The sequence below is a fragment of the Aquabacterium sp. OR-4 genome (assembly GCF_025290835.2).
Lineage (GTDB): Bacteria > Pseudomonadota > Gammaproteobacteria > Burkholderiales > Burkholderiaceae_C > Pseudaquabacterium.
Window position 1 is genome coordinate 1655405 of the sequence record NZ_JAOCQD020000002.1, and the last position, 26106, is coordinate 1681510.

Consider the following 26106-nt stretch of genomic DNA (forward strand, 5'->3'; position numbering starts at 1 on the left):
GGGGAGGCGGCGAAGCCGCTTCGGGGGGGGCTAAAACATCACGTGGAGCTTCGCGAAATAGGACGCGCCGCTCAGCCCGAACTGCACGCTGTCGTACTTGAAGCCGTTGTCGGTTTCGTTGGCGTCCTGGGTGGACGGCTTGACGTTGAAGATGTTGTTGCCGCCCACCGTGATGCGCACGTTCTTGGCCAGCGCGGTGCTCACCGACAGGTCGGCCGAGGTGCGCGGCGCATAACGCGCATTGGGCACGCCCGCGGCCGTGCCCGAGAAGGTGCCCAGGGTCTGGCTGCCGAAGTGGATGATCTTGAAATCGGTGGTCCAGGCGCCCTGCTGGTATTCGAAGCCCAGCGTGGCCTTCAGGCTGGGTGCACCCTGCTCGATGAACAGGCGCTCGCGCTCTGACAGCAGCACATCCTCGAAGCCCACCAGCGACGCCGGCGCATGCACGCCGGTCACGCGGGTGCGGCCCTTGTTCAGCGCCAGCCGGGTGTCGAGCTGGCCGCCGGCCAGCTTCAGGGTGTGCGCGGCGGTCAGGTCGATGCCCTGGGTGCGCGTATCGACCGAGTTGACGAAGAACTGCGCCTGGCCCACGCCGAGTGAGGCCAGCAGGCTGCCGAGCGCCGGGTAGTTGCTGTCGTCGAAGCGGCCCGACAGCACGATGCGGTCGCGGATGTCGATGTGGTACAGGTCGGCGGTGAAGGTCCAGCCCGGCGCCGGCTTCAGGCTGCCCCCCAGCGTGAAGTGCTTGCTGCGCTCCTGCTTGAGCTTGGGGATGCCGGCGGCATTGGCCACCGCGCCGCCATTGGGCGCCAGCACCACGTCCATCGGGTTGCCGTTGATGAAGTCGGTGAAGGTGGACGAGAAGAACACCTGCTGCAGGCTGGGCGCGCGAAAGCCCGAACTGGCCGAGCCGCGCAGCAGCGCCGCCGGGCCGAGCTTCCAGGCGCCGGCCAGCTTGCCGGTGGTGGTGGCGCCAAAGTCGGAGTAGCGCTCGTGGCGCAGCGCGGCCTGGGTGGTCAGGGCCGCCGTGGGCGTGCTTTCCAGCTCGAGGTAGAGCGCCCGGCTGGAGCGGCGCTTGCGCGTGGCATCGCCCGGCTGGAAGCCCGGGAAGCCCTGGCTGCCGGCGTTGCCGCCAAAGCCCACGCCATCCACATCGTTGTACGAGCCCGCCTCGCCGGCCACGATGCGGTACTGCTCGCGCCGGTACTCGGCGCCGAAGGCCAGGTTGGTGCCGCCCAGCACGCCATCAAAGTAGCGCGACACGTCGAGGTTGCTGGTGTCCTGGCGGAACGAGAAGCCGCCGGCATCAAAGCGGCTGGGGCTCAGGCCGGCGCCGCCGTTGAGCAGGTCGAGGTTGGCGATCGACGCGTTCAGCGTGCGGCTGATGTCGTAGCGCATCTCGTTGAAGCCATGGGTCTGCGACAGGTCCAGCGTCCAGCCGCCGCCAACGCCGGCCTTCCAGCCCAGCGTGCCCCAGCGGTCGTCGATGTCGGCGTTGATGTAGGGCACGAAGCCGTCGGGGTACATGGCCGCCGAGTTGCGCGACGGGATGTCGTCGCTGCCCACACCGCCACGCGCCCAGGCCGCCGACGAGGCGCGCCGCTGCTGCAGGCCCAGCGTGGTGTACAGCCGGGCATCGCCGCCGGTGGGCCATTCGCCGTTGAGGTAGAGCGTCTGGTTGCGCACCTGGCTGTCGCCGATGGTGCGCGGGCTGTCGGCCTCGGCGCGGTTCGAGCGGCCGCGGTCCTGCCACTCGCCGGTGATGGCCAGCGTGCCGGCGCCCAGCTTCCAGCCGCAGTAGGCCGAGACCAGGCCGTTGCGGCCATCGCCCGCGCTGTACTGGCCGGCGGCGGCCACGCCTTCGCAGCCCACGCGTTTTTTCAGCGCCACGTTGATGACGCCGGCAATCGCGTCCGAGCCGTACTGCGCCGCCGCGCCGTCGCGCAGCACCTGCAGGTTGTCGATGGCCAGCAGCGGCAGCGCATTCATGTCGGTGCCGGTGTTGCCACGGTTGCGCGCGCCAAACAGGTTGACCAGGGCCACCGTGTGGCGCCGCTTGCCGTTCACCAGCACCAGGGTCTGGTCGCTGCCCAGGCCGCGCAGCGCGGCCGAGTCGACCAGGTCGGCCCCGTCGGCGCCGGTCTGGCGGGTGGAGTTGAACGAGGGCGACAGGTACTGCAGCGACTGCGCCAGGTCGAACTGGCCGCCGCTCTCGGCGGTGCGGCCGAGCGAGTACAGATCGACCGGCACCGTGGTGTCGAGCGCGGTGCTCACCGGCGCGGCGCGGCGCGAGCCGACGATGACCACACGTTCGTCGGCGGGCGCGGCCGAGGCGCTCGCCTGGGCCGCCAGCGGCGGCGTCCACAGGGCGGACAGGCTGCCAAGCGCGGCAGCCACGGCCAGCGACAGGCGCTGCGGGCGGTGGGTCAGGGCAGGATTCATGGCGGCGGCAGATCCAGGTGGGTTGGCCGGCCCGCAGCCCCGGGCCGGAAGGTGCGGGCCAGTGTGTCACAGCGCCGACACGCCTCGCGGCACGGCGACCGCCGGTGTGGCGTTCTCGCCTACGATGCCGGGTCAGCCCAGACCGGGCCCCATCCACTTTCGAACCCACCGCCCGGCCCTTGCCCACCCGGCCGTCGCCGCGGAACCGGCGCCGCCGGGCCGCTGGCGACGCCCCCCTGGCGGAAGGCGCCGCAGACGCTTCGAAGGGAACCCATGTACCCAGGCGCCATCACCGACATCGCCGGCCTTGCCGTCGGCCACTGGACCAGCCCGCAGCGCCCCACCGGCTGCACCGTGCTGCTGTGCCCGCAGGGCGCCGTGGCCGGCGTTGACGTGCGCGGCGCCGCCCCCGGCACGCGTGAGACCGATCTGCTGCACCCGCTGGCCACGCTGGAGACCGTGCACGCGCTGCTGCTGACCGGCGGCAGCGCCTTCGGCCTGGATGCCGCCACCGGCGTGATGCGCTGGCTGGAAGAGCACGGCCATGGCGTGCAGGTGGGCCCGAAGCCCCGGGAAGGATCGTCCGACCGGCCGATCCGGGTGCCCATCGTGCCCGCCGCGGTGCTGTTCGACCTGTGGGTGGGCGATGCCCGCATCCGCCCCGATGCCGCCGCCGGCCACGCCGCCTGCGTGGCCGCCAGCACGGCTCACCCGGCCCAGGGCAGCGTGGGTGCCGGCGCCGGCGCCACGGTGGGCAAGCTGTTCGGCATCCACAGCGCGATGAAGGGCGGCATCGGCACCGCGTCGATCAAGGTTGGCGCCATCACCGTGGCCGCGCTGATCGCGGTGAACGCCATCGGCGACGTGGTCGATCCGGCCAGCGGCCGCGTCATCGCCGGTGCGCGCGGGCCCGATGGCCGCACGCCGCTGGACACCCTGGCCGCCCTGTGCGATGGCCAGCTCCCCGCGCACCTGATGGACGGCATGGCCACCACCATCGGCATCGTGGCCACCGATGCCCGGCTCACCAAGGCCCAGGCCAACAAGCTGGCCAGCATGGCCCACGACGGCCTGGCGCGCAGCATCAACCCGGTGCACACCGCCACCGACGGCGATGCCTTGTTCGCCGTGGCCACCGGCGGCAGCGGCAAGCCCGGCCACCTCAGCGTGCTGGGTGCGCTGGCCGCCGAGGTGACAGCCCGCGCAGTGCTGAACGCGGTGCGCGCCGCCCACGGCCTGGCCGAGCCCGATCTGCCCTCGGCGCGCGAGCTCGGCCTGGCCTGAAGCCGGCGCTCCCCTCAACCACCCCACCACCACCCCACCACCACCCCACTGCAACCCCGCCCATGCCCATGCCCGCCCCCATGCCCGCCCTGCCCCGCCGCGCCTGGATCGCCCTGGCCGCCAGCGCCCTGCTGTCGGCCTGCGCCGGCCTGGGCCCGGGCCGCACCGACGCGCAGCCGCCCATCGTGTTCGTGCACGGCAATGGCGACTCGGCCGCCACCTGGCAGACCACGCTGTGGCGCTGGGAGAGCCAGGGCTGGCCGCGTGCGCGCCTGCATGCGGTGAACTTTGCCAACCCGCTGGCGCGCGACGACGACACCCAGGCCCAGGCCGGCCGCAGCGGCACGGCCGAGCAGCGCGACTTTCTGGCCGCCGAGGTCGACCGCGTGCTCGCCGCCACCGGGGCCAGGCAGGTGGTGCTGATGGCCAATTCGCGCGGCGGCAACGCCATCCGCCACTGCATCCAGAGCGGCGGCTGCGCCGGCAAGGTGTCGCATGCCATCCTGGGCGGCACGCCCAACCACGGCGTGTGGGCCAACCCCGGTTTCCGGCCGAACAACGAGTTCAATGGCGCCGGCCCGTTCCTGACCGCACTGAACGCGCCCAAGGGCCCCGATGGCCAGCTGCTGCCGGCCGGCGCGGTGGGTGTCGAGGTCACGCCCGGCCTGCGGTGGATGACGATCCGCTCGGACAACAACGACAAGTTCGCGCAGCCCGACGGCCTGTGGATCGGCGCCAAGGGCACGCCAACCAACGTCACCGCCGAGGGCCCGGCGCTGCGCGGCGCCGACAACGTGGTGCTGCCCGGGCGTGATCACCGCGAGGTGAGCTACCACGCCGAAGCCTTTGCGCAGGCCTGGCGCTTCGTCACCGGCCGCGCGCCGGCCAGCACCGCGGTGCAGCCCGAAGAACGGGTGCTGCTCGATGGCCTGGCCACCGGCATCACCGCGGGCAGCCCCAGCAACCAGCCGGCGCCCGGCGCGCGCGTGAGCGTGTACGCGGTGGATGCCGCCACCGGCGCGCGCCTGGGCGCGCCGCTGCTCGACAAGACCGTGGCCGCCGACGGCCGCTGGGGCCCGCTGGCCACCGATGCGCGCACGGCGCTCGAGTTTGTGCTGGCGGTGCCGGGCCTGGCCACCACGCATGTCTACCGCGCGCCGTTTGCGCGCTCGTCGGCCGTGGTGCACCTGCGCCCCGAACGCCTGCTGCCGGCCGACGCCCAGGCCGCTGCGGCGGTGGTCAACCTCAGCCGCCCGCGCGGCTATTTCGGCCTGCCGCGCGACGTGGTGCTGCTGGATGGCGCCCCGGCGCCCGGCATCGCGCCCGGCGTGGCCGGCGTGTCCAGCAGCAAGAAGCTGCTGGCCGAGCCCGACCGGCCGGTGGTGGCCGAGTTTCGTTCGGGGCCGATTGCCGAGCGCATCGTCGGCCGCGGCTGGCCGGCCAAGGAGGGCCATGTGACCCTGATCGAGCTGCACGAATGAGCACCCACAAGACCAAACCCGGCAAGCCCGAACGCCTGGACGAACTGCTGTTCAGCCAGGGCTTCGGCACACGGCGGGTGTGTGCCGGCCTGATCGAACAAGGCCTGGTGCGGGTGCACGACGAGACGGTCACCGACCCCGGCGCGCTGTTCGCGGCCGATGGCCTGGTGCTCGAGGTCGAGGGCCAGGCCTGGCCGGTGCAGGCCACGGCCCTGGTGCTGCTCAACAAGCCGGCGGGCTACGAGTGCTCGCAAAAACCCGGCGCCTGGCCCAGCGTGATGCTGCTGCTGCCGCCGCCGCTGCGCACCCGCGGCGTGCAGCCGGTGGGCCGGCTCGACCAGGACACCACCGGCGCGCTGCTGCTCACCGACGACGGCAGCCTGATCCACCGCCTCACCTCGCCCAAGCACCATGTGCCCAAGGTCTACGAGGTGCACACCGCGCGCCCGGTCGACGAGGCCCAGGTCAAGCGCCTGCGCGAGGGCGTGGTGCTGCTCGACGACCCGGTGGCCGTGCACGCCGAGGGCTGCGAGATCATCGGCCCGCAGCACCTGCGCCTGACCCTGGTGCAGGGCAAGTACCACCAGGTCAAGCGCATGGTGGCGGCGGTGGGCAACCACTGCGAGGCGCTGCACCGCAGCGGCTTTGGCGCCATCGCCGTGCCCGAGCCGCCGGCCGAGGCCGATCCGGCGCCGGGGCGCTGGCGCTTCGTCAGCGCGGCCGAGCGCGCCGCGCTGCTGGCCGCCGGCAAGGGTGGCGGCAAGCCGGCGCCGGCCGCCGGATAATGCCGCGATGGGCCAGCAGATGATGAGCGCAAGCGGGCCGGGTGGTGCCGGTCCAGGGCCAGCCCGGCCGGTGATCGCCTTGGGCCGGCGGCCGAGGCGCCGCCCGGGCGCGGGGCCGGCATGAAGGTCTTTCGCGGCTTCCACCACCCGCGTCGCGCCGCGGCCTGCGCGCTGACCATCGGCAACTTCGACGGCGTGCACCGCGGCCACCAGGCCATGCTGGCGCTGCTGATCAGCGAGGCCCGCCACCGCGGCCTGGCCAGCTGCGTGATGAGCTTCGAGCCGCACCCGCGCGACTTCTTTGCCGCGCGCCTGGGCAAGCCCGAGCTGGCACCGGCACGCATCGCCACGCTGCGCGACAAGCTGCAGGAGCTCGAGCGCTGCGGCATCGACCAGGCCGTGGTGCTGCGCTTCGACGAGGCCCTGGCCGGCCTGGCCCCCGAAGACTTCGTGCAGCGCGTGCTGGTGCAGGGCCTGGGCGCGCGCTATGTGCTGGTGGGCGACGACTTCCGCTTCGGGGCGCGCCGGGCCGGCGACTATGCGCTGCTCGACGCCCTGGGCGAGCAGCAAGGCTTCGACGTGGCCCGCATGATGAGCTACGAGGTGCACGGCCTGCGCGTCTCAAGCTCGGCCGTGCGCGAGGCGCTGGCCGCCGGCGACATGGCCCGCGCCGCCGCGCTGCTGGGCCGGCCCTACGCCATCAGCGGCCATGTGGTGCATGGCCGCAAGCTGGGCCGCGAACTGGGCTTTCGCACGCTGAACCTGCGCTTTGCGCATGCCAAGCCGGCGGCGCAGGGCATCTTCGTGGTGCAGGTGCGTGGCCTGGCCGGGCAGCCGCTGCCGGGCGTGGCCAGCCTGGGCGTGCGGCCCACGGTGGAAGACGCCGGCCGCGTGCTGCTGGAAACCCATTGCCTCGACTGGCCCGGCAGCCTGGGCAGCGAAGCCGCCTACGGCCGCAGCATCACGGTCGAGCTGATGCACAAGCTGCACGACGAGCGCAAGTACCCGTCGCTGGACGCCCTGCGCGCCGGCATTGCGCAAGACACCGCCGACGCGCGCGCCTGGTTCAGCGCACACCCGCCGCGCGGGGTCTAGGGCCGGCGGCGTGGCCGGCGCACCCGGCCGGCCGGGCCCGCTCGCACCGCGTGGCCGGCACTGCGCGGGTCAGTTCTCGAGGTTCAGCGCCGGCAGCAGGCCGCCGCTGAGCGACAGCTGGCGCAGCCGCGCCTGCAACAGCCGGTGCGATTGCTCCACCCGGCGCTGCTCGGCGGCAAAGCGGCTGTCGTGCAGCTGCACCAGCTGCGGCAGGGTGCGGCGGCCGGCCTCGAACTGCAGCTCGCCGGCGCGCACCAGGGTGTTGTACTGCTCGATCTGGCGCTCGATCTGGGCCATGGCCTGGGTGGCCTGCGCCATGCGCGGCGGCAGCGTGACCAGCTCGGTCATCGCGGCGCGCTGCACCCGCTCGGCCTCGGCGGCGGCGGCCTCGGCGCGGCGCTCGCCCTCGTTGCGGCGGGCCATGCTCTCGCCGCCGACGGGGATGTCCCAGCGTGCGCTGAGGGTCCAGCCGTAACGCTCGGTGGTGGTGCTGGCCGGCGTGGTGCGGTCGCTGAGGCGGTGGCGGTATTCCACATCCACCTTCGGCGCGGCCAGCGAGATCACCGGCCGCACCCGTTCACGCGCGGCCTGGGCGCGCTCACGCGCCGCGTTGACCTGGCCGTTGCCGGGCTCCACGGTGGCGGCGGCGGCCGGCAGCTGCACCGGCACGGCCTCGCGCATCTCGCTGCCGGTCACCGCGGCCAGGCGTTCGCGCGCGCTGCTCAGGTCGGCCAGCCACTGCTCGTGCACCACCTCGGCGTCCAGCAGCGAGGCCTGGGCCTGCTGCAGGTCGGCATCCGACACCTTGCCGGCCTCGTTCTGCCGCCCCACCTGCTGCACCAGGCGCCGCACCGCGGCCAGGCGCTGGGCCGAGCGCGGCACGATCTGCTGCACGCGCAGCAGGTCGGCATACACCTCGGCAATGCGCTCGGCGGTTTCTTCGCGGGCGCGGCGCAGCTCTTCGGTGGCGGCGGCCAGGTCGCGCGCGGCACCACGCAGCTCGGCGCCATCGTTGCCGTAGTTGTAGAGGTTCCAGCGCACCGTGGCTTCGGTGCGGTCGGTGCGCCGCTCGAAGGGCGTGGCGCTGCCGAACAGGCTTTCTTCGCTGACGTTGGCGCTGCCGCGGCTGCTGCTCAGCCCGATGGTGGGCCACATGCGCGAGCCGGCCTGCTGGCGGCGCTCGTCGCTGGCCTGCAGCAGGTGGCCCTGCACGCGCACGGCCGGGTCTTGCGCCAGCACGCGGGCCACCATGGCCCCCAGGCTCTCGACCGGCGGTGCGGCCTGCGCCGCCGCCGAGGTGCCGGCACTGGCCGCCGTGGTGGCCGCGGCGCTGGCGCTGGCGCTGGCCGTGCCATCGCCGGCGGCCGCCCACGCGCCCGGCGTGGCCGCACCGAGGGCCAGCCACAGCAGGCCGGCGCGCGGCCAGGCCGGCCGCTGGGTGGAGGTGCGGCCGGTGGCCGGCGGGCTGGGCTGTGATCGGTTCATCGTTCCTGCAAAGCTCCCTGAATGCCCCGCAGCACCGGCTTGAACAGGTACTGCAGCACGCTGCGCTGGCCCGTGAGGATGCCCACATCGCAGGGCATGCCCGGCGTGATGGGCAAGGGCTTGCCGTGCAGCTTGATCTGATCGCGTGCAGCGGTGAGCTGCACCTCGAAATAGGACTCGCCCTTGTCGTCGACGATGGCGTCGGCGCCCACGCGCTCGACCTCGGCATCCAGCGCGCCGTAGGTGCCCGAGTCGTAGGTGAGCATCTTCACGTGGGCCTTCTGGCCGGCGCGGATGAAACCGATGTCGGCCGGCCGCACGCGCGCGGTGAGCTGCAGGCGGGCCTCGTCGGGCACCACCTCCAGCACCGCCTTGCCGGGCTGGGCCACGCCGCCCAGGGTGTTGACCAGCACGCGATTGACCACGCCATCCATCGGCGAGACCAGCTCGCGGCGGTCGGCACGGTCTTGCTTGCCGCCGATGGCCGCGCCCAGCGTGGCCACCTTCACCTCGTACTCGGCGCGCTGCGTGCCCCACTGGGCCTTGGCGCGCGCCTCGGCCTCGGCGGCCTGCGCGCGGGCCTCGGCCAGGCCGGCGCGCAGGCGCGGCAGCGACTGCTGCAGGCCGTCGAGCTCGGTGCGCACCTGCAGCAGGCGCTGCTGGGCCGCCAGAAAGTCGGCGCGTGCGCCGGCGCCTTCCTTGAACAGCCGCTCCTCGATCGCGAAGGCCTCCTCGGCCACCTTCATCGAGGCCTGCACCGAGGCGATGCGCGCCTCGGCCTCGACCAGCTCGCCGCGCCGCCGCGAGGCGGCCTCGCGCGCCACGGCCTGGCCCGACTGGTACTCGCGCTGGGCGTCGCGCCAGAGCTGGGTTTCCTTCTCGACCAGGCCGGGCGCCTCACGGCGCAGCTCGTCGTCGAAGCGCGGCATGGTGCCGTTGATCAGCGCCTCGGAGCGCGCCCGCGCGGCCAGCGCGGCCTGGCGCTGCTGGCGGCTTTCGTCCACATCGGCGGTGGTCTGGGCGGTGTCCAGCCGGGCCAGCACCTGGCCCTTCTTCACCCGCTCGCCCGGCGCCACCAGCAGCTCCTTGACGATGCCGCCTTCCAGGCTCTGCACCTCCTGCAGGCGGCTGGGCGGCACGACCACGCCGCGCGCCTGGGCGGCCACGTCCAGCTCGGCCAGCGCGCCCCAGGTGATCAGCACCACCAGAAAGGCCAGCACCAGGGCCACCACGCCCAGCGCCATGCGGCGCGGGCCCTGGTCGGGATCGGGGTGCGGCGAGGCCAGCGGCCGCAATGCCACAGCTTGGCCGCTCATCACAGGTCTCCCGACACGGTGGTGCCATCGCGGCGGATGCGGTCGCCGCGCGGCGCCGCCGCGGCGCTGGCTGCTGCGCTGCCGGCCGCGCTGCTGAACCCGCTGCCGGCCGCTGGCGGCACCCTGGGCGATGCGGCATGGCCCAGCGGCGTGCTGTCGGCCTGGCCCTTCACCGCGCTGCTGGCGGCGTCGGCGGCGGCGCGGGCGGTGGCGGCCCGGGCGGCGGCGGCGGCGTCTTCGCTCTGGCGCTGTGCGCTCAGGGCCTGCAGCACCTGGTCGCGCGGGCCGTCGGCCACGATGCGGCCGCGGTCCATCACCACCAGGCGGTCCACCAGGGCCAGCATGGCCATGCGGTGGGTCACCAGCACGATGGTCGTGTTCTGCAGCCCGCGCATGCGCTCGATGAGCCTTTGCTCGCTGGCCGGATCGACCATCGAGCTGGGCTCGTCCAGCAGCAGCAGGCGCGGCTTGTTGAGCAGCGCGCGGGCGATGGCCACGCTCTGGCGCTGGCCGCCCGACAGGCGCTCGCCGCGCTCGCCCACCTGGGTGCCCACACCCTCGGGCAGCTGGGCCACGATCTCGTCGAGGCAGGCGATGCGCGCGGCCTCGAGCAGGCGCGCGTCGTCGGTGCGCACGCGGCCGAGCTCGATGTTCTCGCGCAGCGTGCCGTGGAACAGGGTCACGTCCTGCGGCACATAGCCGATCTGGCGGCGCAGCGACAGCGGCTCGAGCTGGGTGGTCACCAGGTTGTCCACCAGCACGCTGCCCGTGCTGGGCTCGTACTGGTTGAGGATCAGCTTGAGCAGCGTGCTCTTGCCCGAACCCAGCTTGCCGATGATGCCCACGCGCTCGCCGGGGCGCACGCGCAGCGAGATGCGCTCAACGACCGGGGGTTGGTTCGGGTAGGCAAAGCTGACATCGCGGAACTCGAGCTGGCCGGTGAGCGGCGGCGCCTGCAGCGCGTTGGGCGCCTCGTCGGTGGGCGCGTTCATGATCTTGTCGAGCGCCTCGTAGCTCATCTTGGTCTGTTCCCAGCGCACGATCAGGCTGGCGATCTGGGCCACCGGGGCCAGCGCCCGGCCGGCCAGCAGGCTCACGCCGATGATCTGGCCCAGCGTGATGGCCTGCTCGGCCACCATCACCGAGCCCGCCGCCACCACCGCCACCGTGGACAGCGCCATCACCGCGGCATTGCCGTAGTTGATGCGCGCCATGATCTCGCGGGTTTCGAGGTTGTTCTCGGCGATGGCCTGGGTCAGGCCCTCCCATTTGCGCCGGCTCCAGGCCTCGGCACCGATGGCCTTGACCGTGTCGAGCCCGTTCATGGTCTCGAACAGGTGGGCGGTGCGCTGCGAGCTCTCGCGCATCGACTCGTTGACCTTGCGCGACAGCGCACCGCGCGACAGCAGGCTGATCGCCAGCAGCAGCGGTATGCAGGCCACCGGCACCCAGCCCAGCGGCCCGCCCACCATGAAGATGATGGCGATGTAGAGCAGCAGGAAGGGCAGGTCGCCCAGCACGGTGAGCGTGGTGGTGGCGAAGAAGTCGCGCACCGCCTCGAAGTCGCGCACGGTGTTGGCCAGCACCCCGCCCGAGGCCGGCCGGTTGGCCGCGCGCAGCTTCAGGCACTGCGCGAACACCCGCGCCGACAGCGCCACGTCGATGCGCCGCGCCGCGGTTTCGAGCAGGTGGCTGCGCATCAGCCGCATCACGAACTCGAACACGATCAGCAGCATCACGCCGGTGGTCAGGACCGCCAGGCTGCCGAGCGCGTTGTTGGGGATCACGCGGTCGTAGACCGCCATCGAATAGAAGGGCACCAGGGCGCCGAAGATGTTCAGCGCCACGGTGCCGGCCAGCGCCCAGTGGTAGATCCACTGGTTGCGGCGGAACACGCCCCAGAACCAGCGCGCCGGTTCGGGCAGCGCGTACAGCAGGCTGCGCTGGTCGAAGAACAGGCGCGGGCGCACCGCGTACCAGCGCCCGCCCGGCACCTCGGCGGCCAGCGCCGCGGCGTCCAGCCAGGTGGTGCCGGCAATGCCCGGCAGCTGGCACTCGAACAGGCGCCCGTCCTTGAGGTTGACCACGGCCACCGTCTGGCCGCCCTCGCCCACCACCAGGGCCGGCATCTCGGTGGGCTTGCGCTGGCGGTTGGCCGACAGCGGCGAGGCCACCAGGCCGGCATTGGCCAGCAGGCGGCGCAGCAGATCGGGGTCGATCTCGCCGTGGCGCGAGCTGTCCTGCCCGGCCAGGGTGTCGCGCAGGCGCTCCAGCTGCACCGCGGTGCCGAGAAAACGCGCCAGGAACAGCACGCTCTCGTGCACGGGCACCGGACTCAGCTGCTGCGTGTCGCCCGACAGATCGGGCGACAGCGTCGTGGGGCTGGAGTGCTTCATGGTCGGCAGGGGCTAAGGCAGGGAACGAACAACGCCGGAACCTGTGCCCTCGGCACGGCAGGCCCGGTACTGCGCAGCAGCCGGCGCATCGAAACCGTTATCGGAGATTCTGCCTGCGGCTTGACGCCGGCCCAGGCCGGCCAGCGGGCTGCGGTGGCGGCGGCACGGCTTTTCGCGCAGCAATGCCCGCCCCAGCGCGCCGGCGGCACCTGAAGCACGACGCGCCACGCACCCCGGGCGGGGTGGCGTGGCGCGGTGGCAGGCGCCCGCCGGGGCTTGCGGCCCCGGCGGAAGTCGGCGTGCGGTCAGGCGGCGCTGGTCTGCTGGCATTGCTCCTGCGACAGACCGGCCAGCTTGCGCAGCACTTCGCTGGCATCGCCGGCGCCGCAGCCGCTGGCACAGGCCTGGGCGCTGGCCAGCGCCACCGGCACGGCCGCGCTGGCACCCAGCACGCCGTCGAGCGAGCGGTCGTCGCCCAGCAGGTCAGCGATGGTGGGCAGGCTCACGCCGGCGGCCAGGGCATCCTCGGCGGCGACGTTGAAGTACACGTCGGTCATGTCGGTGCTGCTGCCGTCGGCCAGGGTGGCCGTGCTGCGCTCGAGGTGCAGGTTGCCCTGCGCGTCAAGGAAGGGCAGCTCGGTGTAACCCACCGTCAGCGCCGCCACACCGGCCTGGGCCAGCGTCACCAGCTCGCCGTCGTCGGTCTGGTGGTTGCCGTTGGCGTCCTGCCAGATGCGCAGGTCGGCAAAGGCGGCGTCGTCGGCGTTGACCTGGCCGTCGCTGTTGCTGTCGTAGCTGGCCAGTTGCGCAAAACCCGCGCCCTTGGTCGTGCCGCCGAACAGCTCGGTGATGTCGTCGATCTTGCCGTTGCCGTTGCTGTCCACCGCCAGGAAGCCGTCGCTGCCCGAGATCCAGCCCGACTTGACGGCGCTGCCGTTGCCGAACAGGTCGAAGGTGGCGTCCGAAGCCGAGCGCGCCACGGTCTGGATGCCGTCGCCGTTGAGGTCGATGACGATCGGCGTGATGCCGGCGTCCTTGCTCATGTCGGACTGGCCCGAGACCAGCGTGAACGCCGAGGTCTTGCTGACGTTGGTGGTGGCCACCGCGTCGCCCGCCACGTCGGAGTCGATGCCGTCGTTGCTGCCGATGTCCTTCTTGGCCCACTTCCAGGTCGACAGGTTGTAGGTGCCGCCCCAGGTCGACGAGTAGTACGACACGTTGGTCTTGTCGAACTGCAGCACGTAGGCGCCCGGATCCAGGTTCGAGAACAGGTAGTTGCCGCTGCTGTTGGTGGTGGTGGTGGCCAGCACGGTGGTGCCGGTCGAGTCCATCAGCTTGACGGTGATGCCGCCGATGCCCTTCTCGCCGGCGTCCTGCACGTTGTCGTGGTCGGCGTCTTCCCACACCTTGTCGCCCACGCTGGCCTTGCGGTAGGCGCCGGCGTCGACCGTCATGTTCTGCTCGCCGGCGGCCAGCGTGATCACGCCGGTGGTGCCGGTGGCGTCGATGTCGGAATCCTTGGCGTCGTTGGTGCCCTGGTTCTGCTTGGTGACGTACCAGCCGGTGGTGGCGCTGCTGCTGCCGTCGCCGAACACCACCTGGTACTTGCCGGCGGCCAGGTCCTTGAACGCGTAGGCGCCGTTGCTGCCGGTGTAGGTGACCGCGGTGATGTCGTCGGCAGTGCCGAAGCTGCCGTCGGTGCCCGCGCCCTTGAGCGTGACCTTCACGCCCGACAGGCCGCCCTCGCCGGCATCCTGGATGCCGTTGAAGTTGCAGTCTTCCCACACGCGGTCGCCGATGGCGCCCTTGGCGGCGGTGGAGTTGACGCCGGTGTAGTAGGCCGCGTCCTTGTCGGTGACGCTCTCGGTGCCGCTCAGCGCATCGACGGCCGTGACGGTGCCGATGTTCTTGATGGTGCCGGCCGAGGCGGCCTCCTTGGCGGTGTAGGTCCAGGTCTCGTTGGTGTCGAGCTGGCCGTCGGCGTCGGTGTCACCGCTGACATAGGTGACGGTGCTGATGCGGTCGTCGGTGAGGACAACGTTCTTCAGCGCGGTGTCGCCGGTGTTCTTCACCAGGTAGGTGAAGGTCACGGTGCTGCCGGTGGTCACTTCCAGTCCGGGCGGGGTGTCGGCGTCGTACAGCTTGGTGTCGACCGTGCTGGTGTAGCTGGTCTTGGTGGTGGTCCAGTCGCAGCCACGCTCGTTCTGGCTGGAGAAGGCGTTGCAGGTCTCGTCGTACTTGCCGCAACCGATGGCGTACTTGACCTGCGCGCACACCTGGTCCTTGGTGTACGAGTAGTCCACCTTGTCATGGCAGGCGTTCAGGTAGGCCGACACGCATTCGCGCATCATCTTGTCGAGCGCCGTGGTGCCGGTGCCGCACAGCACCTGCCAGATGCTCTGGGTGCCGCCGGTGCAGTTCACGCCGAACAGCTGGTTGAAAGTGGTGCTCGACTTGCAGCCCGTGCCTGCCCAGCTGTAGTCGTTCAGCGACGAATCCCACACCCGGCAGCTCTTCCACCAGCTCACCGAGGCGCCTTCGCCACCGCAGTTGTTGCTGCTGGTGACCAGGTTGCCGGAGACGTACTTCTCGACGTCGATGCCCACCTTGGTGAGGCCGGCATCGACCGACAGGTTCTGTTCACCCGCGGTCAGCGTGATCACGCCGGTGGTGCCGGTGCTGACGTTGGCGTCGGAATCCTTGGCGTCGTTGCCGCCGTGGTCGGCCTTGGTGAAGGCGTAGCCGGTGGGGCCGTCGAAGTTGACGGTGTACTTGCCGGCCACCAGGTCCTTGAACAGGTACTGGCCGTTGCTGGCGGTGGTGGTGGTGGCGGTGATGTCGTCGGCGGTGCCGAAGGTGCCATCGGTGCCGGCGCCGGTCAGCGTGACCTTCACGCCGGCCAGGCCCACCTCGCCCGAATCCTGCACGCCATTGGCATTGCAGTCGTACCACACCTTGTCGCCCAGCGAGGCCTTGGCCACGGTGGAGCCCACGCCGGTGTAGTAGGCCGGGTCGTTGTCGCTGACACCGATCGACTTGGTGATCGCATCGACGGCGGTGACGGTGCCGATGTTCTTGATCGTGCCAGCCTGGGCCACCTCGGTGGCGGTGTAGGTCCAGGTCTCGTTGGTGTCGAGCAGGCCGTCCTTGTCGGTGTCGCCGCTGATGTAGGTGACGTTGGCGATGCGGTCATCCACCAGGGCCACGTTGGCCAGGGCCACGTCGCCGGTGTTCTTCACCACGTAGGTGAAGGTCACGGTGCTGCCGGTGGTCACTTCCAGTCCGGGCGGGGTGTCGGCGTCGTACAGCTTGGTGTCGACCGTGCAGGTGTAGCTGCTCTTGCCGGTGTTCCAGTTGCAACCCTGCTCGTTCTCGTTCTTGAACAGCGCGCACACCTCGTCGTACTTGCCGCAGCTCAGCGCGTATTTGACCTGGGCGCACACCTGGTCCTTGGTGTACGAGTAGTCCACCTTGTCGTGGCAGCTGTTCAGGTAGGCCGTCACGCATTCGCGCATCAGCTTGTCCAGCGCCGTGGTGCCGGTGCCGCACAGGATCTGGTAGATCGACTTGTCGCCGCCGGTGCAGCTGACGCCGAAGATGCTGTTGAAGCTCTCGGTGCCCTTGCAGCCGGTGATGCCGCTCCAGCCGGTGGGCGTGGTGACTGTCTGCCAGTAGCCGCTGTACCAGCCGGTCGACACCCAGCTCTGGCTGCTGGTGGTGGTGCAGGCCGACTTCCAGTAGCTGCAGTCAGCGCCTTCGCCGCCGGTGTTCTGCGTGTAGGTGCAGGTGGTGCCCGACACGTACTTCTCGACGTCGATGCCGGTCTTGAAGTTGGCGGTCAGGCCGGCGTCGATGGTCAGGTTGTCGGCGCAGGTGTTGATCGTGATCGGCGCGGTCTCGTACACCGTGGCGCAGGTCACCAGGCGCACGTTGTCGATGATGCCGCCCACGCTGTCGTCGTCAGCCGACTGTTCCTTGAACTCCAGGCGGTCATTGCCGCCGGTGCCCTTGACGGTGAAGCTGTAGGTGCTCAGCGCGGTGCTGGTGGGATCGATGGTCGCGATCTTGGTGCCGGCCCAGTACACATCGACCGTGTTGGTCGAGGCGGCAACGCCTGCACGCTGGGCCACGTCCACCGACAGCTGGTAGGTCTGGCCCGCGGTGGTGGCCACGTCCTGATACAGGCCGCCGACCGCGCAGTTGTTGGCATCCACCTCGACCACCTGGTTGCCGGTGGCGCCGGTGACGCCGTAGCCCGAGGCCGTGCCGACCTCGATCTTGTCGCCATTGCCGGTCCAGCCGGCGATGCTGGCGAACTGGCCGTAGCCGGTGACCGGGTTCTCGAAGCTGCCGTTGACGATCAGGTTGGTGCTGCCCTTGACCAGCGTGGCCACCACGTCCGAATCGATGGCGTCGTTGCTGCCCACGTTGGCCGTGGTGTAGCTGTAGAGGCTGGACGGCGCATCGAAGCGCACCTTGTAGGTCCCGTGGGCCACGTCCTGGAACAGGTAGTTGCCGTTGGCATCGGTGGTGGTGCTGCGGGTGGTGTCGTCGGCCGTGCCCAGCGCACCGTCGGCGCCGGCGCCGATCAGCGTCACCGAGATGCCGGCCACGCCCTTCTCGCCAGCGTCCTGCAGACCGTCCTTGTCGGCGTCCAGCCAGACCTTGTCGCCGATGTCGACCAGGCACACCTTCTCGCCGAAATTGTTCTCGACGCTGGCGTCGCCCGACTTCAGCACGATGGCGCTGATCACGTCGTTGGTCACCGTGCCGCCGGTGGAGCCGGCGGTGTCCTTGCCGTCGATGTAGCCAGCCGGCTGGGTCTCGGTCACCGTGTAGGTGCCCGGACGCAGGTTGCTGAAGTTGTAGGCACCGTTGGCGTCGGTGGTGGTGGTCAGCGTGACCGGCTGGCCCAGGTCGTTGGTGCCGGTCAGCGTGACCGTGGCGCCAGGGATGCCGGCTTCACCGGTGCGTGCGCCATCGTCGTTGGCGTCGAAGTAGACGTAGCCCGCCAGGCTGGCCGCCTTGACCTCGCCGAAGTTGTTGTTGACGCTGCTCTGGCCATTGCCCAGCGTCACCGCGATGGTGTCGTTGGCAGTCACGGCCGCGCCGTTGGTGCCCGCGGTGTCCTTGCCGTCGAGGTAGCCCGCCGGCGTGGTCTCGGCCACCGTGTAGCTGCCCGGACGCAGTCCGGTGAAGCTGTAGTTGCCGTTGGCGTCGGTGGTCGTGGTCACGCTCACCGCGTTGCCCAGATCATCCGTGCCGGTCAGCTTGACCGTGGTGCCGGGGATGCCGGCCTCGCCGGCGTTGCTGCCGTCGTTGTTGACGTCGTGGTAGACCGTGCCGGCAATCGACGCGCCCTTCAGCTCGCCGAAGTTGTTGTTGCTGCTGGCATCACCCGACTTCAGCACGATGGCGCTGAGCAGGTCGTTGCTCACCGTGCCGCCCGTGGTGCCGGCGGTGTCCTTGCCGTCCAGGAAGCCGGCCGGCTGCGTCTCGGCCACCGCGTAGGTGCCCGGGCGCAGGTTGGCGAAGCTGTAGAAGCCGTTGGCATCGGTGGTGGCGGTCACGCTCACCACCTGGCCCAGGTCGTTGGTGCCCGTCAGCGTCACGGTCACGCCGGCAATGCCGGCTTCGCCCGCGCCCTTGACACCGTCGTTGCCGGCGTCCTGGTACACGTAGCCGGTCAGGCTGGCGGCCTTGACCTCGCCGAAGTTGTTGCTGACGCTGCTCTGGCCATTGCCCAGCGTCACCGCGATGGTGTCGTTGGCAGTCACGGCCGCGCCGTTGGTGCCCGCGGTGTCCTTGCCGTCGAGGTAGCCCGCCGGCGTGGTCTCGGCCACCGTGTAGCTGCCCGGACGCAGTCCGGTGAAGCTGTAGTTGCCGTTGGCGTCGGTGGTCGTGGTCACGCTCACCGCGTTGCCCAGATCATCCGTGCCGGTCAGCTTGACCGTGGTGCCGGGGATGCCGGCCTCGCCGGCGTTGCTGCCGTCGTTGTTGACGTCGTGGTAGACCGTGCCGGCAATCGACGCGCCCTTCAGCTCGCCGAAGTTGTTGTTGCTGCTGGCATCACCCGACTTCAGCACGATGGCGCTGAGCAGGTCGTTGCTCACCGTGCCGCCCGTGGTGCCGGCGGTGTCCTTGCCGTCCAGGAAGCCGGCCGGCTGCGTCTCGGCCACCGCGTAGGTGCCCGGGCGCAGGTTGGCGAAGCTGTAGAAGCCGTTGGCATCGGTGGTGGCGGTCACGCTCACCACCTGGCCCAGGTCGTTGGTGCCCGTCAGCGTCACGGTCACGCCGGCAATGCCGGCTTCGCCCGCGCCCTTGACACCGTCGTTGCCGGCGTCCTGGTACACGTAGCCGGTCAGGCTGGCGGCCTTGACCTCGCCGAAGTTGTTGCTGACGCTGCTCTGGCCATTGCCCAGCGTCACCGCGATGGTGTCGTTGGCAGTCACGGCCGCGCCGTTGGTGCCCGCGGTGTCCTTGCCGTCGAGGTAGCCCGCCGGCGTGGTCTCGGCCACCGTGTAGCTGCCCGGACGCAGTCCGGTGAAGCTGTAGTTGCCGTTGGCGTCGGTGGTCGTGGTCACGCTCACCGCGTTGCCCAGATCATCCGTGCCGGTCAGCTTGACCGTGGTGCCGGGGATGCCGGCCTCGCCGGCGTTGCTGCCGTCGTTGTTGACGTCGTGGTAGACCGTGCCGGCAATCGACGCGCCCTTCAGCTCGCCGAAGTTGTTGTTGCTGCTGGCATCACCCGACTTCAGCACGATGGCGCTGAGCAGGTCGTTGCTCACCGTGCCGCCCGTGGTGCCGGCGGTGTCCTTGCCGTCCAGGAAGCCGGCCGGCTGCGTCTCGGCCACCGCGTAGGTGCCCGGGCGCAGGTTGGCGAAGCTGTAGAAGCCGTTGGCATCGGTGGTGGCGGTCACGCTCACCACCTGGCCCAGGTCGTTGGTGCCCGTCAGCGTCACGGTCACGCCGGCAATGCCGGCTTCGCCCGCGCCCTTGACACCGTCGTTGCCGGCGTCCTGGTACACGTAGCCGGTCAGGCTGGCGGCCTTGACCTCGCCGAAGTTGTTGCTCGTGCTGCTCTGGCCCGCGCCCAGCGTCACCGAGATGCCGTCGTTGGCCGTCACCGCCGCGCCGTTGGTGCCCGCGGTGTCCTTGCCGTCCAGGTAGCCCGCCGGCTGCGTCTCGCTCACCGTGTAGCTGCCCGGGCGCAGCCCGTCGAAGCTGTAGTTGCCGTTGGCGTCGGTGGTCGTGGTCACGCTCACCGGCTGGCCCAGGTCGTTGGTGCCCGTCAGCGTCACCGTCGTGCCCGGAATGCCCGTCTCGCCGGCGTTGCTGCCGTCGTTGTTGACGTCGTGGTAGACCGTGCCGCTGATCGTGCCCGGCACGATCTCGCCAAAATTGTTCTCGATGCTCGCGTCACCCGACTTGAGCACCACCGTGTTCACCACGTCGTTGCCCGCCACGCCGCTGGTCACGCCGCCCACCGTGCCGGCCGTGTCCTTGCCGTCCAGGTAAGGCGCCGGCACCGTGCCTTCGTTCACCGAGTAGGTGCCCGGGCGCAGGTCGTCGAACTTGTAGCTGCCGTCGGCCGCCGTCGTGGTCGTCAGCGTCACCGACTGACCCAGGTCGTTGGTGCCGGTCAGCGTGATCGTCACGCCACCGATGCCGGTGTCACCCGTGCGCGAACCGTCGTTGTTCGCGTCGAAGAACACGTTGCCGGCCAGGCTGGCCGCCTTGACCTCACCGAAGTTGTTGCTCGTGCTGCTCTGGCCCGCGCCCAGCGTCACCGAGATGCCGTCGTTGGCCGTCACCGCCGCGCCGTTGGTGCCCGCGGTGTCCTTGCCGTCCAGGTAGCCGGCCGGCTGCGTCTCGCTCACCGTGTAGCTGCCCGGGCGCAGCCCGTCGAAGCTGTAGTTGCCGTTGGCGTCGGTGGTCGTGGTCACGCTCACCGGCTGGCCCAGGTCGTTGGTGCCCGTCAGCGTCACCGTCGTGCCCGGAATGCCCGTCTCGCCGGCGTTGCTGCCGTCGTTGTTGACGTCGTGGTAGACCGTGCCGCTGATCGTGCCCGGCACGATCTCGCCAAAATTGTTCTCGATGCTCGCGTCACCCGACTTGAGCACCACCGTGTTCACCACGTCGTTGCCCGCCACGCCGCTGGTCACGCCGCCCACCGTGCCGGCCGTGTCCTTGCCGTCCAGGTAAGGCGCCGGCACCGTGCCTTCGTTCACCGAGTAGGTGCCCGGGCGCAGGTCGTCGAACTTGTAGCTGCCGTCGGCCGCCGTCGTGGTCGTCAGCGTCACCGACTGACCCAGGTCGTTGGTGCCGGTCAGCGTGATCGTCACGCCACCGATGCCGGTGTCACCCGTGCGCGAACCGTCGTTGTTCGCGTCGAAGAACACGTTGCCGGCCAGGCTGGCCGCCTTGACCTCACCGAAGTTGTTGCTCGTGCTGCTCTGGCCCGCGCCCAGCGTCACCGAGATGCCGTCGTTGGCCGTCACCGCCGCGCCGTTGGTGCCCGCGGTGTCCTTGCCGTCCAGGTAGCCGGCCGGCTGCGTCTCGCTCACCGTGTAGCTGCCCGGGCGCAGCCCGTCGAAGCTGTAGTTGCCGTTGGCGTCGGTGGTCGTGGTCACGCTCACCGGCTGGCCCAGGTCGTTGGTGCCCGTCAGCGTCACCGTCGTGCCCGGAATGCCCGTCTCGCCGGCGTTGCTGCCGTCGTTGTTGACGTCGTGGTAGACCGTGCCGCTGATCGTGCCCGGCACGATCTCGCCAAAATTGTTCTCGATGCTCGCGTCACCCGACTTGAGCACCACCGTGTTCACCACGTCGTTGCCCGCCACGCCGCTGGTCACGCCGCCCACCGTGCCGGCCGTGTCCTTGCCGTCCAGGTAAGGCGCCGGCACCGTGCCTTCGTTCACCGAGTAGGTGCCCGGGCGCAGGTCGTCGAACTTGTAGCTGCCGTCGGCCGCCGTCGTGGTCGTCAGCGTCACCGACTGACCCAGGTCGTTGGTGCCGGTCAGCGTGATCGTCACGCCACCGATGCCGGTGTCACCCGTGCGCGAACCGTCGTTGTTCGCGTCGAAGAACACGTTGCCGGCCAGGCTGGCCGCCTTGACCTCACCGAAGTTGTTGCTCGTGCTGCTCTGGCCCGCGCCCAGCGTCACCGAGATGCCGTCGTTGGCCGTCACCGCCGCGCCGTTGGTGCCCGCGGTGTCCTTGCCGTCCAGGTAGCCGGCCGGCTGCGTCTCGCTCACCGTGTAGCTGCCCGGGCGCAGCCCGTCGAAGCTGTAGTTGCCGTTGGCGTCGGTGGTCGTGGTCACGCTCACCGGCTGGCCCAGGTCGTTGGTGCCCGTCAGCGTCACCGTCGTGCCCGGAATGCCCGTCTCGCCGGCGTTGCTGCCGTCGTTGTTGACGTCGTGGTAGACCGTGCCGCTGATCGTGCCCGGCACGATCTCGCCAAAATTGTTCTCGATGCTCGCGTCACCCGACTTGAGCACCACCGTGTTCACCACGTCGTTGCCCGCCACGCCGCTGGTCACGCCGCCCACCGTGCCGGCCGTGTCCTTGCCGTCCAGGTAAGGCGCCGGCACCGTGCCTTCGTTCACCGAGTAGGTGCCCGGGCGCAGGTCGTCGAACTTGTAGCTGCCGTCGGCCGCCGTCGTGGTCGTCAGCGTCACCGACTGACCCAGATCGTTGGTGCCGGTCAGCGTGATCGTCACGCCACCGATGCCGGTATCACCCGTGCGCGAACCGTCGTTGTTCGCGTCGAAGAACACGTTGCCGGCCAGGCTGGCGGCCTTGACCTCACCGAAGTTGTTGCTCGTGCTGCTCTGGCCCGCGCCCAGCGTCACCGAGATGCCGTCGTTGGCCGTCACCGCCGCGCCGTTGGTGCCCGCGGTGTCCTTGCCGTCCAGGTAGCCCGCCGGCTGCGTCTCGCTCACCGTGTAGCTGCCCGGGCGCAGCCCGTCGAAGCTGTAGTTGCCGTTGGCGTCGGTGGTCGTGGTCACGCTCACCGGCTGGCCCAGGTCGTTGGTGCCCGTCAGCGTCACCGTCGTGCCCGGAATGCCCGTCTCGCCGGCGTTGCTGCCGTCGTTGTTGACGTCGTGGTAGACCGTGCCGCTGATCGTGCCCGGCACGATCTCGCCAAAATTGTTCTCGATGCTCGCGTCACCCGACTTGAGCACCACCGTGTTCACCACGTCGTTGCCCGCCACGCCGCTGGTCACGCCGCCCACCGTGCCGGCCGTGTCCTTGCCGTCCAGGTAAGGCGCCGGCACCGTGCCTTCGTTCACCGAGTAGGTGCCCGGGCGCAGGTCGTCGAACTTGTAGCTGCCGTCGGCCGCCGTCGTGGTCGTCAGCGTCACCGACTGACCCAGGTCGTTGGTGCCGGTCAGCGTGATCGTCACGCCACCGATGCCGGTGTCACCCGTGCGCGAACCGTCGTTGTTCGCGTCGAAGAACACGTTGCCGGCCAGGCTGGCCGCCTTGACCTCACCGAAGTTGTTGCTCGTGCTGCTCTGGCCCGCGCCCAGCGTCACCGAGATGCCGTCGTTGGCCGTCACCGCCGCGCCGTTGGTGCCCGCGGTGTCCTTGCCGTCCAGGTAGCCGGCCGGCTGCGTCTCGCTCACCGTGTAGCTGCCCGGGCGCAGCCCGTCGAAGCTGTAGTTGCCGTTGGCGTCGGTGGTCGTGGTCACGCTCACCGGCTGGCCCAGGTCGTTGGTGCCCGTCAGCGTCACCGTCGTGCCCGGAATGCCCGTCTCGCCGGCGTTGCTGCCGTCGTTGTTGACGTCGTGGTAGACCGTGCCGCTGATCGTGCCCGGCACGATCTCGCCAAAATTGTTCTCGATGCTCGCGTCACCCGACTTGAGCACCACCGTGTTCACCACGTCGTTGCCCGCCACGCCGCTGGTCACGCCGCCCACCGTGCCGGCCGTGTCCTTGCCGTCCAGGTAAGGCGCCGGCACCGTGCCTTCGTTCACCGAGTAGGTGCCCGGGCGCAGGTCGTCGAACTTGTAGCTGCCGTCGGCCGCCGTCGTGGTCGTCAGCGTCACCGACTGACCCAGATCGTTGGTGCCGGTCAGCGTGATCGTCACGCCACCGATGCCGGTATCACCCGTGCGCGAACCGTCGTTGTTCGCGTCGAAGAACACGTTGCCGGCCAGGCTGGCGGCCTTGACCTCGCCGAAGTTGTTGCTCGTGCTGCTCTGGCCCGCGCCCAGCGTCACCGAGATGCCGTCGTTGGCCGTCACCGCCGCGCCGTTGGTGCCCGCGGTGTCCTTGCCGTCCAGGTAGCCGGCCGGCTGCGTCTCGCTCACCGTGTAGCTGCCCGGGCGCAGCCCGTCGAAGCTGTAGTTGCCGTTGGCGTCGGTGGTCGTGGTCACGCTCACCGGCTGGCCCAGGTCGTTGGTGCCCGTCAGCGTCACCGTCGTGCCCGGAATGCCCGTCTCGCCGGCGTTGCTGCCGTCGTTGTTGACGTCGTGGTAGACCGTGCCGCTGATCGTGCCCGGCACGATCTCGCCAAAATTGTTCTCGATGCTCGCGTCACCCGACTTGAGCACCACCGTGTTCACCACGTCGTTGCCCGCCACGCCGCTGGTCACGCCGCCCACCGTGCCGGCCGTGTCCTTGCCGTCCAGGTAAGGCGCCGGCACCGTGCCTTCGTTCACCGAGTAGGTGCCCGGGCGCAGGTCGTCGAACTTGTAGCTGCCGTCGGCCGCCGTCGTGGTCGTCAGCGTCACCGACTGACCCAGATCGTTGGTGCCGGTCAGCGTGATCGTCACGCCACCGATGCCGGTATCACCCGTGCGCGAACCGTCGTTGTTCGCGTCGAAGAACACGTTGCCGGCCAGGCTGGCGGCCTTGACCTCACCGAAGTTGTTGCTCGTGCTGCTCTGGCCCGCGCCCAGCGTCACCGAGATGCCGTCGTTGGCCGTCACCGCCGCGCCGTTGGTGCCCGCGGTGTCCTTGCCGTCCAGGTAGCCCGCCGGCTGCGTCTCGCTCACCGTGTAGCTGCCCGGGCGCAGCCCGTCGAAGCTGTAGTTGCCGTTGGCGTCGGTGGTCGTGGTCACGCTCACCGGCTGGCCCAGGTCGTTGGTGCCCGTCAGCGTCACCGTCGTGCCCGGAATGCCCGTCTCGCCGGCGTTGCTGCCGTCGTTGTTGACGTCGTGGTAGACCGTGCCCGACACGGAGGCCGGCAGGATCTCGCCGAAGTTGTTCTCGACGCTGGACTGGCCGGCAGCCAGCGTGACGGCGATGGCGTCATTGCCGCTGACCATCTGGGCCGTGGCACCCGTGCCTGCGGTGTCCTGGCCGTCCAGGTAGGTGGCCGGCTGCGATTCGCTGACCGTGTAGCTGCCCGGGCGCAGGCCGGTGAAGCTGTAGAAGCCGTTGGCGTCGGTGGTGGCGGTCACGCTCACCGCCTGGCCCTGGTCGTTGGTGCCGGTGAGCACCACGGTCACGCCCGCCAGACCGGCGTCGCCGGCGCGTTGGCCGTCGTTGTTGGCGTCGAAGTAGACATGGCCGGAGATGCTGGCCGTTTGCGCCTTGGCCACCAGGCCGGCGTCGAGCGTCTGGTTGGTCTCGCCGGCGGCCAGCGCGATCACGCTGGTGAGGCCGGTGGTGGCGTTGGCATCGCTGTCGGCGGCGTCTTGCGTGTTGCCGTTGGCGTCTTGCGCGGTGAAGTCGTGGGTCGCCGAGACGAACTTGACCTGGTAGTTGCCGGCCTTCAGACCCGCGAACTGGTAGTAGCCCTGCTCAACCGCCGCCGTGCTGTGGTCGTCGCCGGTCAGGGTGCTGGCGATGAGGTTGCCGTTGCCGTCGAACAGCTGCACGATCACCTGATCAACACCGGCTTCGCCGGCATCCTGCACGCCGTTGGCGTTGTCGTCGTTCCAGACGAAGTTGCCGATCTTGGCGCTTTGCAGCTGCACGATCAGGGGCTGGATGTCGCCGGCCGGGTCGATCACCTGCGTGAAGTACGCGTCAGTCGGCACCGTGCCATTGCCGCTGGCCACGGCGGCCTGCGAAGCCGACACCAGGAAGTTGGCATCGGCGCTGTTCACGACCTGGCGGTTGTTGTCGCTCAGGAATCGCTCGAGGCCGGCGCCGGCGATCTGGGCGTCGGTGAAGCCGACGATCTTCCAGATGGCGACCTGCACTTCGCCGTAGTTGAACTGCCCGCCGTGCTTGGCGTCGGAGGTGAAGTTCTGCGACAGCAGCCAGTTGAGGCGGTCAACCTGGTTCTGCGAGAGGCTGCCAAAGCCGATGGGCGTGAACGACGCACCGTCGTTGCCTGCGCCGTTGGTGGCGCTGTAGGCGGTGTTGACCGAGATGGGCAGCAGCGGGTTCAGGCAGTAGCCGTCGTAGCGGCCATTGGCCAGCACGGGGTCCGTGCTGTTGGTCACCACCAGATCCATGAAGCTCGGTGCGCCCAGATCGGGCTGCTGACCGTAGGCAGTGCCCGCCGCATTGGTGGCAGACGAAGAAACTCGGATCGTGAAAGTGGTCATGGCTTGGCCTATCTCTGCAGAACTGACTGGTCCGTGGCTACGGATATTTCGCCCGGGCCCTCTGTCACCCATCGGCAACAAACGAACCCGGCCTGCGAAGCCGACATTCAGCGCGCGTAAGCGCAGCGCTGACCTGGCGGCACACGCCCGCCACGCCGGGGCATCCCGGCGCGACAGGCATCAAACTGGAAGGTATCCAACCAGGCGCCCAGGGCCTGGATCGGATCCCGGATCGGCCCCGGGGTCGCCGCGGTGTATTGCGCGACCGGCCGATCAAGCCGGCAGCCCGCTCGCGCGGACTGCCGTCAGGACCG

General features: G+C 70.3%; 9 protein-coding genes. 4 read left to right on the forward strand and 5 right to left on the reverse strand.

What is annotated here, in order from left to right; genetic code table 11:
* Positions 1-30: 30 nt before the first annotated feature.
* The gene (locus N4G63_RS19525) at positions 31-2442 is read right to left on the reverse strand and encodes a TonB-dependent receptor plug domain-containing protein (protein ID WP_314600082.1); all 2412 of its coding nucleotides are present in this window, start codon (positions 2440-2442) and stop codon (positions 31-33) included.
* Positions 2443-2715: 273 nt separating this feature from the next.
* Between N4G63_RS19525 and N4G63_RS19530 the strand changes: the two genes are divergently transcribed.
* From N4G63_RS19530 to N4G63_RS19545, 4 genes are all read left to right on the forward strand, one after another.
* Positions 2716-3726 (forward strand): P1 family peptidase, encoded by a 1011-nt coding sequence (locus tag N4G63_RS19530; protein WP_260787200.1) that lies wholly within the window; start codon positions 2716-2718, stop codon positions 3724-3726.
* Positions 3727-3806: 80 nt separating this feature from the next.
* On the forward strand, positions 3807-5207 hold the full coding sequence (locus N4G63_RS19535) for a twin-arginine translocation pathway signal (RefSeq protein WP_260787199.1): 1401 nt from the start codon (positions 3807-3809) through the stop codon (positions 5205-5207).
* Positions 5204-5992: a pseudouridine synthase gene (locus tag N4G63_RS19540; RefSeq protein ID WP_260787198.1), complete on the forward strand. Its 789-nt coding sequence runs from the start codon at positions 5204-5206 to the stop codon at positions 5990-5992. The genes N4G63_RS19535 and N4G63_RS19540 overlap by 4 nt, the downstream gene beginning before the upstream one ends.
* Before the next feature lie 120 nt (positions 5993-6112).
* The gene (locus tag N4G63_RS19545) at positions 6113-7087 is read left to right on the forward strand and encodes a bifunctional riboflavin kinase/FAD synthetase (RefSeq protein ID WP_260787197.1); all 975 of its coding nucleotides are present in this window, start codon (positions 6113-6115) and stop codon (positions 7085-7087) included.
* A gap of 69 nt (positions 7088-7156) precedes the next feature.
* On the opposite strand, the gene N4G63_RS19550 is transcribed toward N4G63_RS19545, so the two are convergent.
* The 4 genes from N4G63_RS19550 to N4G63_RS19565 all read right to left on the reverse strand — a co-directional run bounded on the left by N4G63_RS19550 (position 7157) and on the right by N4G63_RS19565 (position 25792).
* The gene (locus tag N4G63_RS19550) at positions 7157-8572 is read right to left on the reverse strand and encodes a TolC family protein (RefSeq protein ID WP_314600083.1); all 1416 of its coding nucleotides are present in this window, start codon (positions 8570-8572) and stop codon (positions 7157-7159) included.
* Positions 8569-9888 carry an HlyD family type I secretion periplasmic adaptor subunit gene (locus tag N4G63_RS19555; RefSeq protein ID WP_260787194.1) on the reverse strand — a complete coding sequence of 440 codons (1320 nt, stop codon included), beginning with the start codon at positions 9886-9888 and terminating at the stop codon, positions 8569-8571. The genes N4G63_RS19550 and N4G63_RS19555 overlap by 4 nt, the downstream gene beginning before the upstream one ends.
* Positions 9888-12284 (reverse strand): type I secretion system permease/ATPase, encoded by a 2397-nt coding sequence (locus N4G63_RS19560; protein WP_314600084.1) that lies wholly within the window; start codon positions 12282-12284, stop codon positions 9888-9890. Before N4G63_RS19560 ends, N4G63_RS19555 begins: the two co-directional genes overlap by 1 nt.
* Positions 12285-12589: 305 nt before the next feature.
* Positions 12590-25792: an SdrD B-like domain-containing protein gene (locus tag N4G63_RS19565; RefSeq protein ID WP_314600085.1), complete on the reverse strand. Its 13203-nt coding sequence runs from the start codon at positions 25790-25792 to the stop codon at positions 12590-12592.
* Positions 25793-26106 lie beyond the last annotated feature (314 nt).

Coding starts and splice junctions, on each gene's coding strand:
- N4G63_RS19555 (WP_260787194.1), bottom strand. CDS start 9,888: ATGAGCGGCCAAGCTGTGGCATTGCGGCCGCTGGCCTCGCCGCACCCC.
- N4G63_RS19540 (WP_260787198.1), top strand. CDS start 5,204: ATGAGCACCCACAAGACCAAACCCGGCAAGCCCGAACGCCTGGACGAA.
- N4G63_RS19565 (WP_314600085.1), bottom strand. CDS start 25,792: ATGACCACTTTCACGATCCGAGTTTCTTCGTCTGCCACCAATGCGGCG.
- N4G63_RS19535 (WP_260787199.1), top strand. CDS start 3,807: ATGCCCGCCCTGCCCCGCCGCGCCTGGATCGCCCTGGCCGCCAGCGCC.
- N4G63_RS19545 (WP_260787197.1), top strand. CDS start 6,113: ATGAAGGTCTTTCGCGGCTTCCACCACCCGCGTCGCGCCGCGGCCTGC.
- N4G63_RS19560 (WP_314600084.1), bottom strand. CDS start 12,284: ATGAAGCACTCCAGCCCCACGACGCTGTCGCCCGATCTGTCGGGCGAC.
- N4G63_RS19525 (WP_314600082.1), bottom strand. CDS start 2,442: ATGAATCCTGCCCTGACCCACCGCCCGCAGCGCCTGTCGCTGGCCGTG.
- N4G63_RS19530 (WP_260787200.1), top strand. CDS start 2,716: ATGTACCCAGGCGCCATCACCGACATCGCCGGCCTTGCCGTCGGCCAC.
- N4G63_RS19550 (WP_314600083.1), bottom strand. CDS start 8,572: ATGAACCGATCACAGCCCAGCCCGCCGGCCACCGGCCGCACCTCCACC.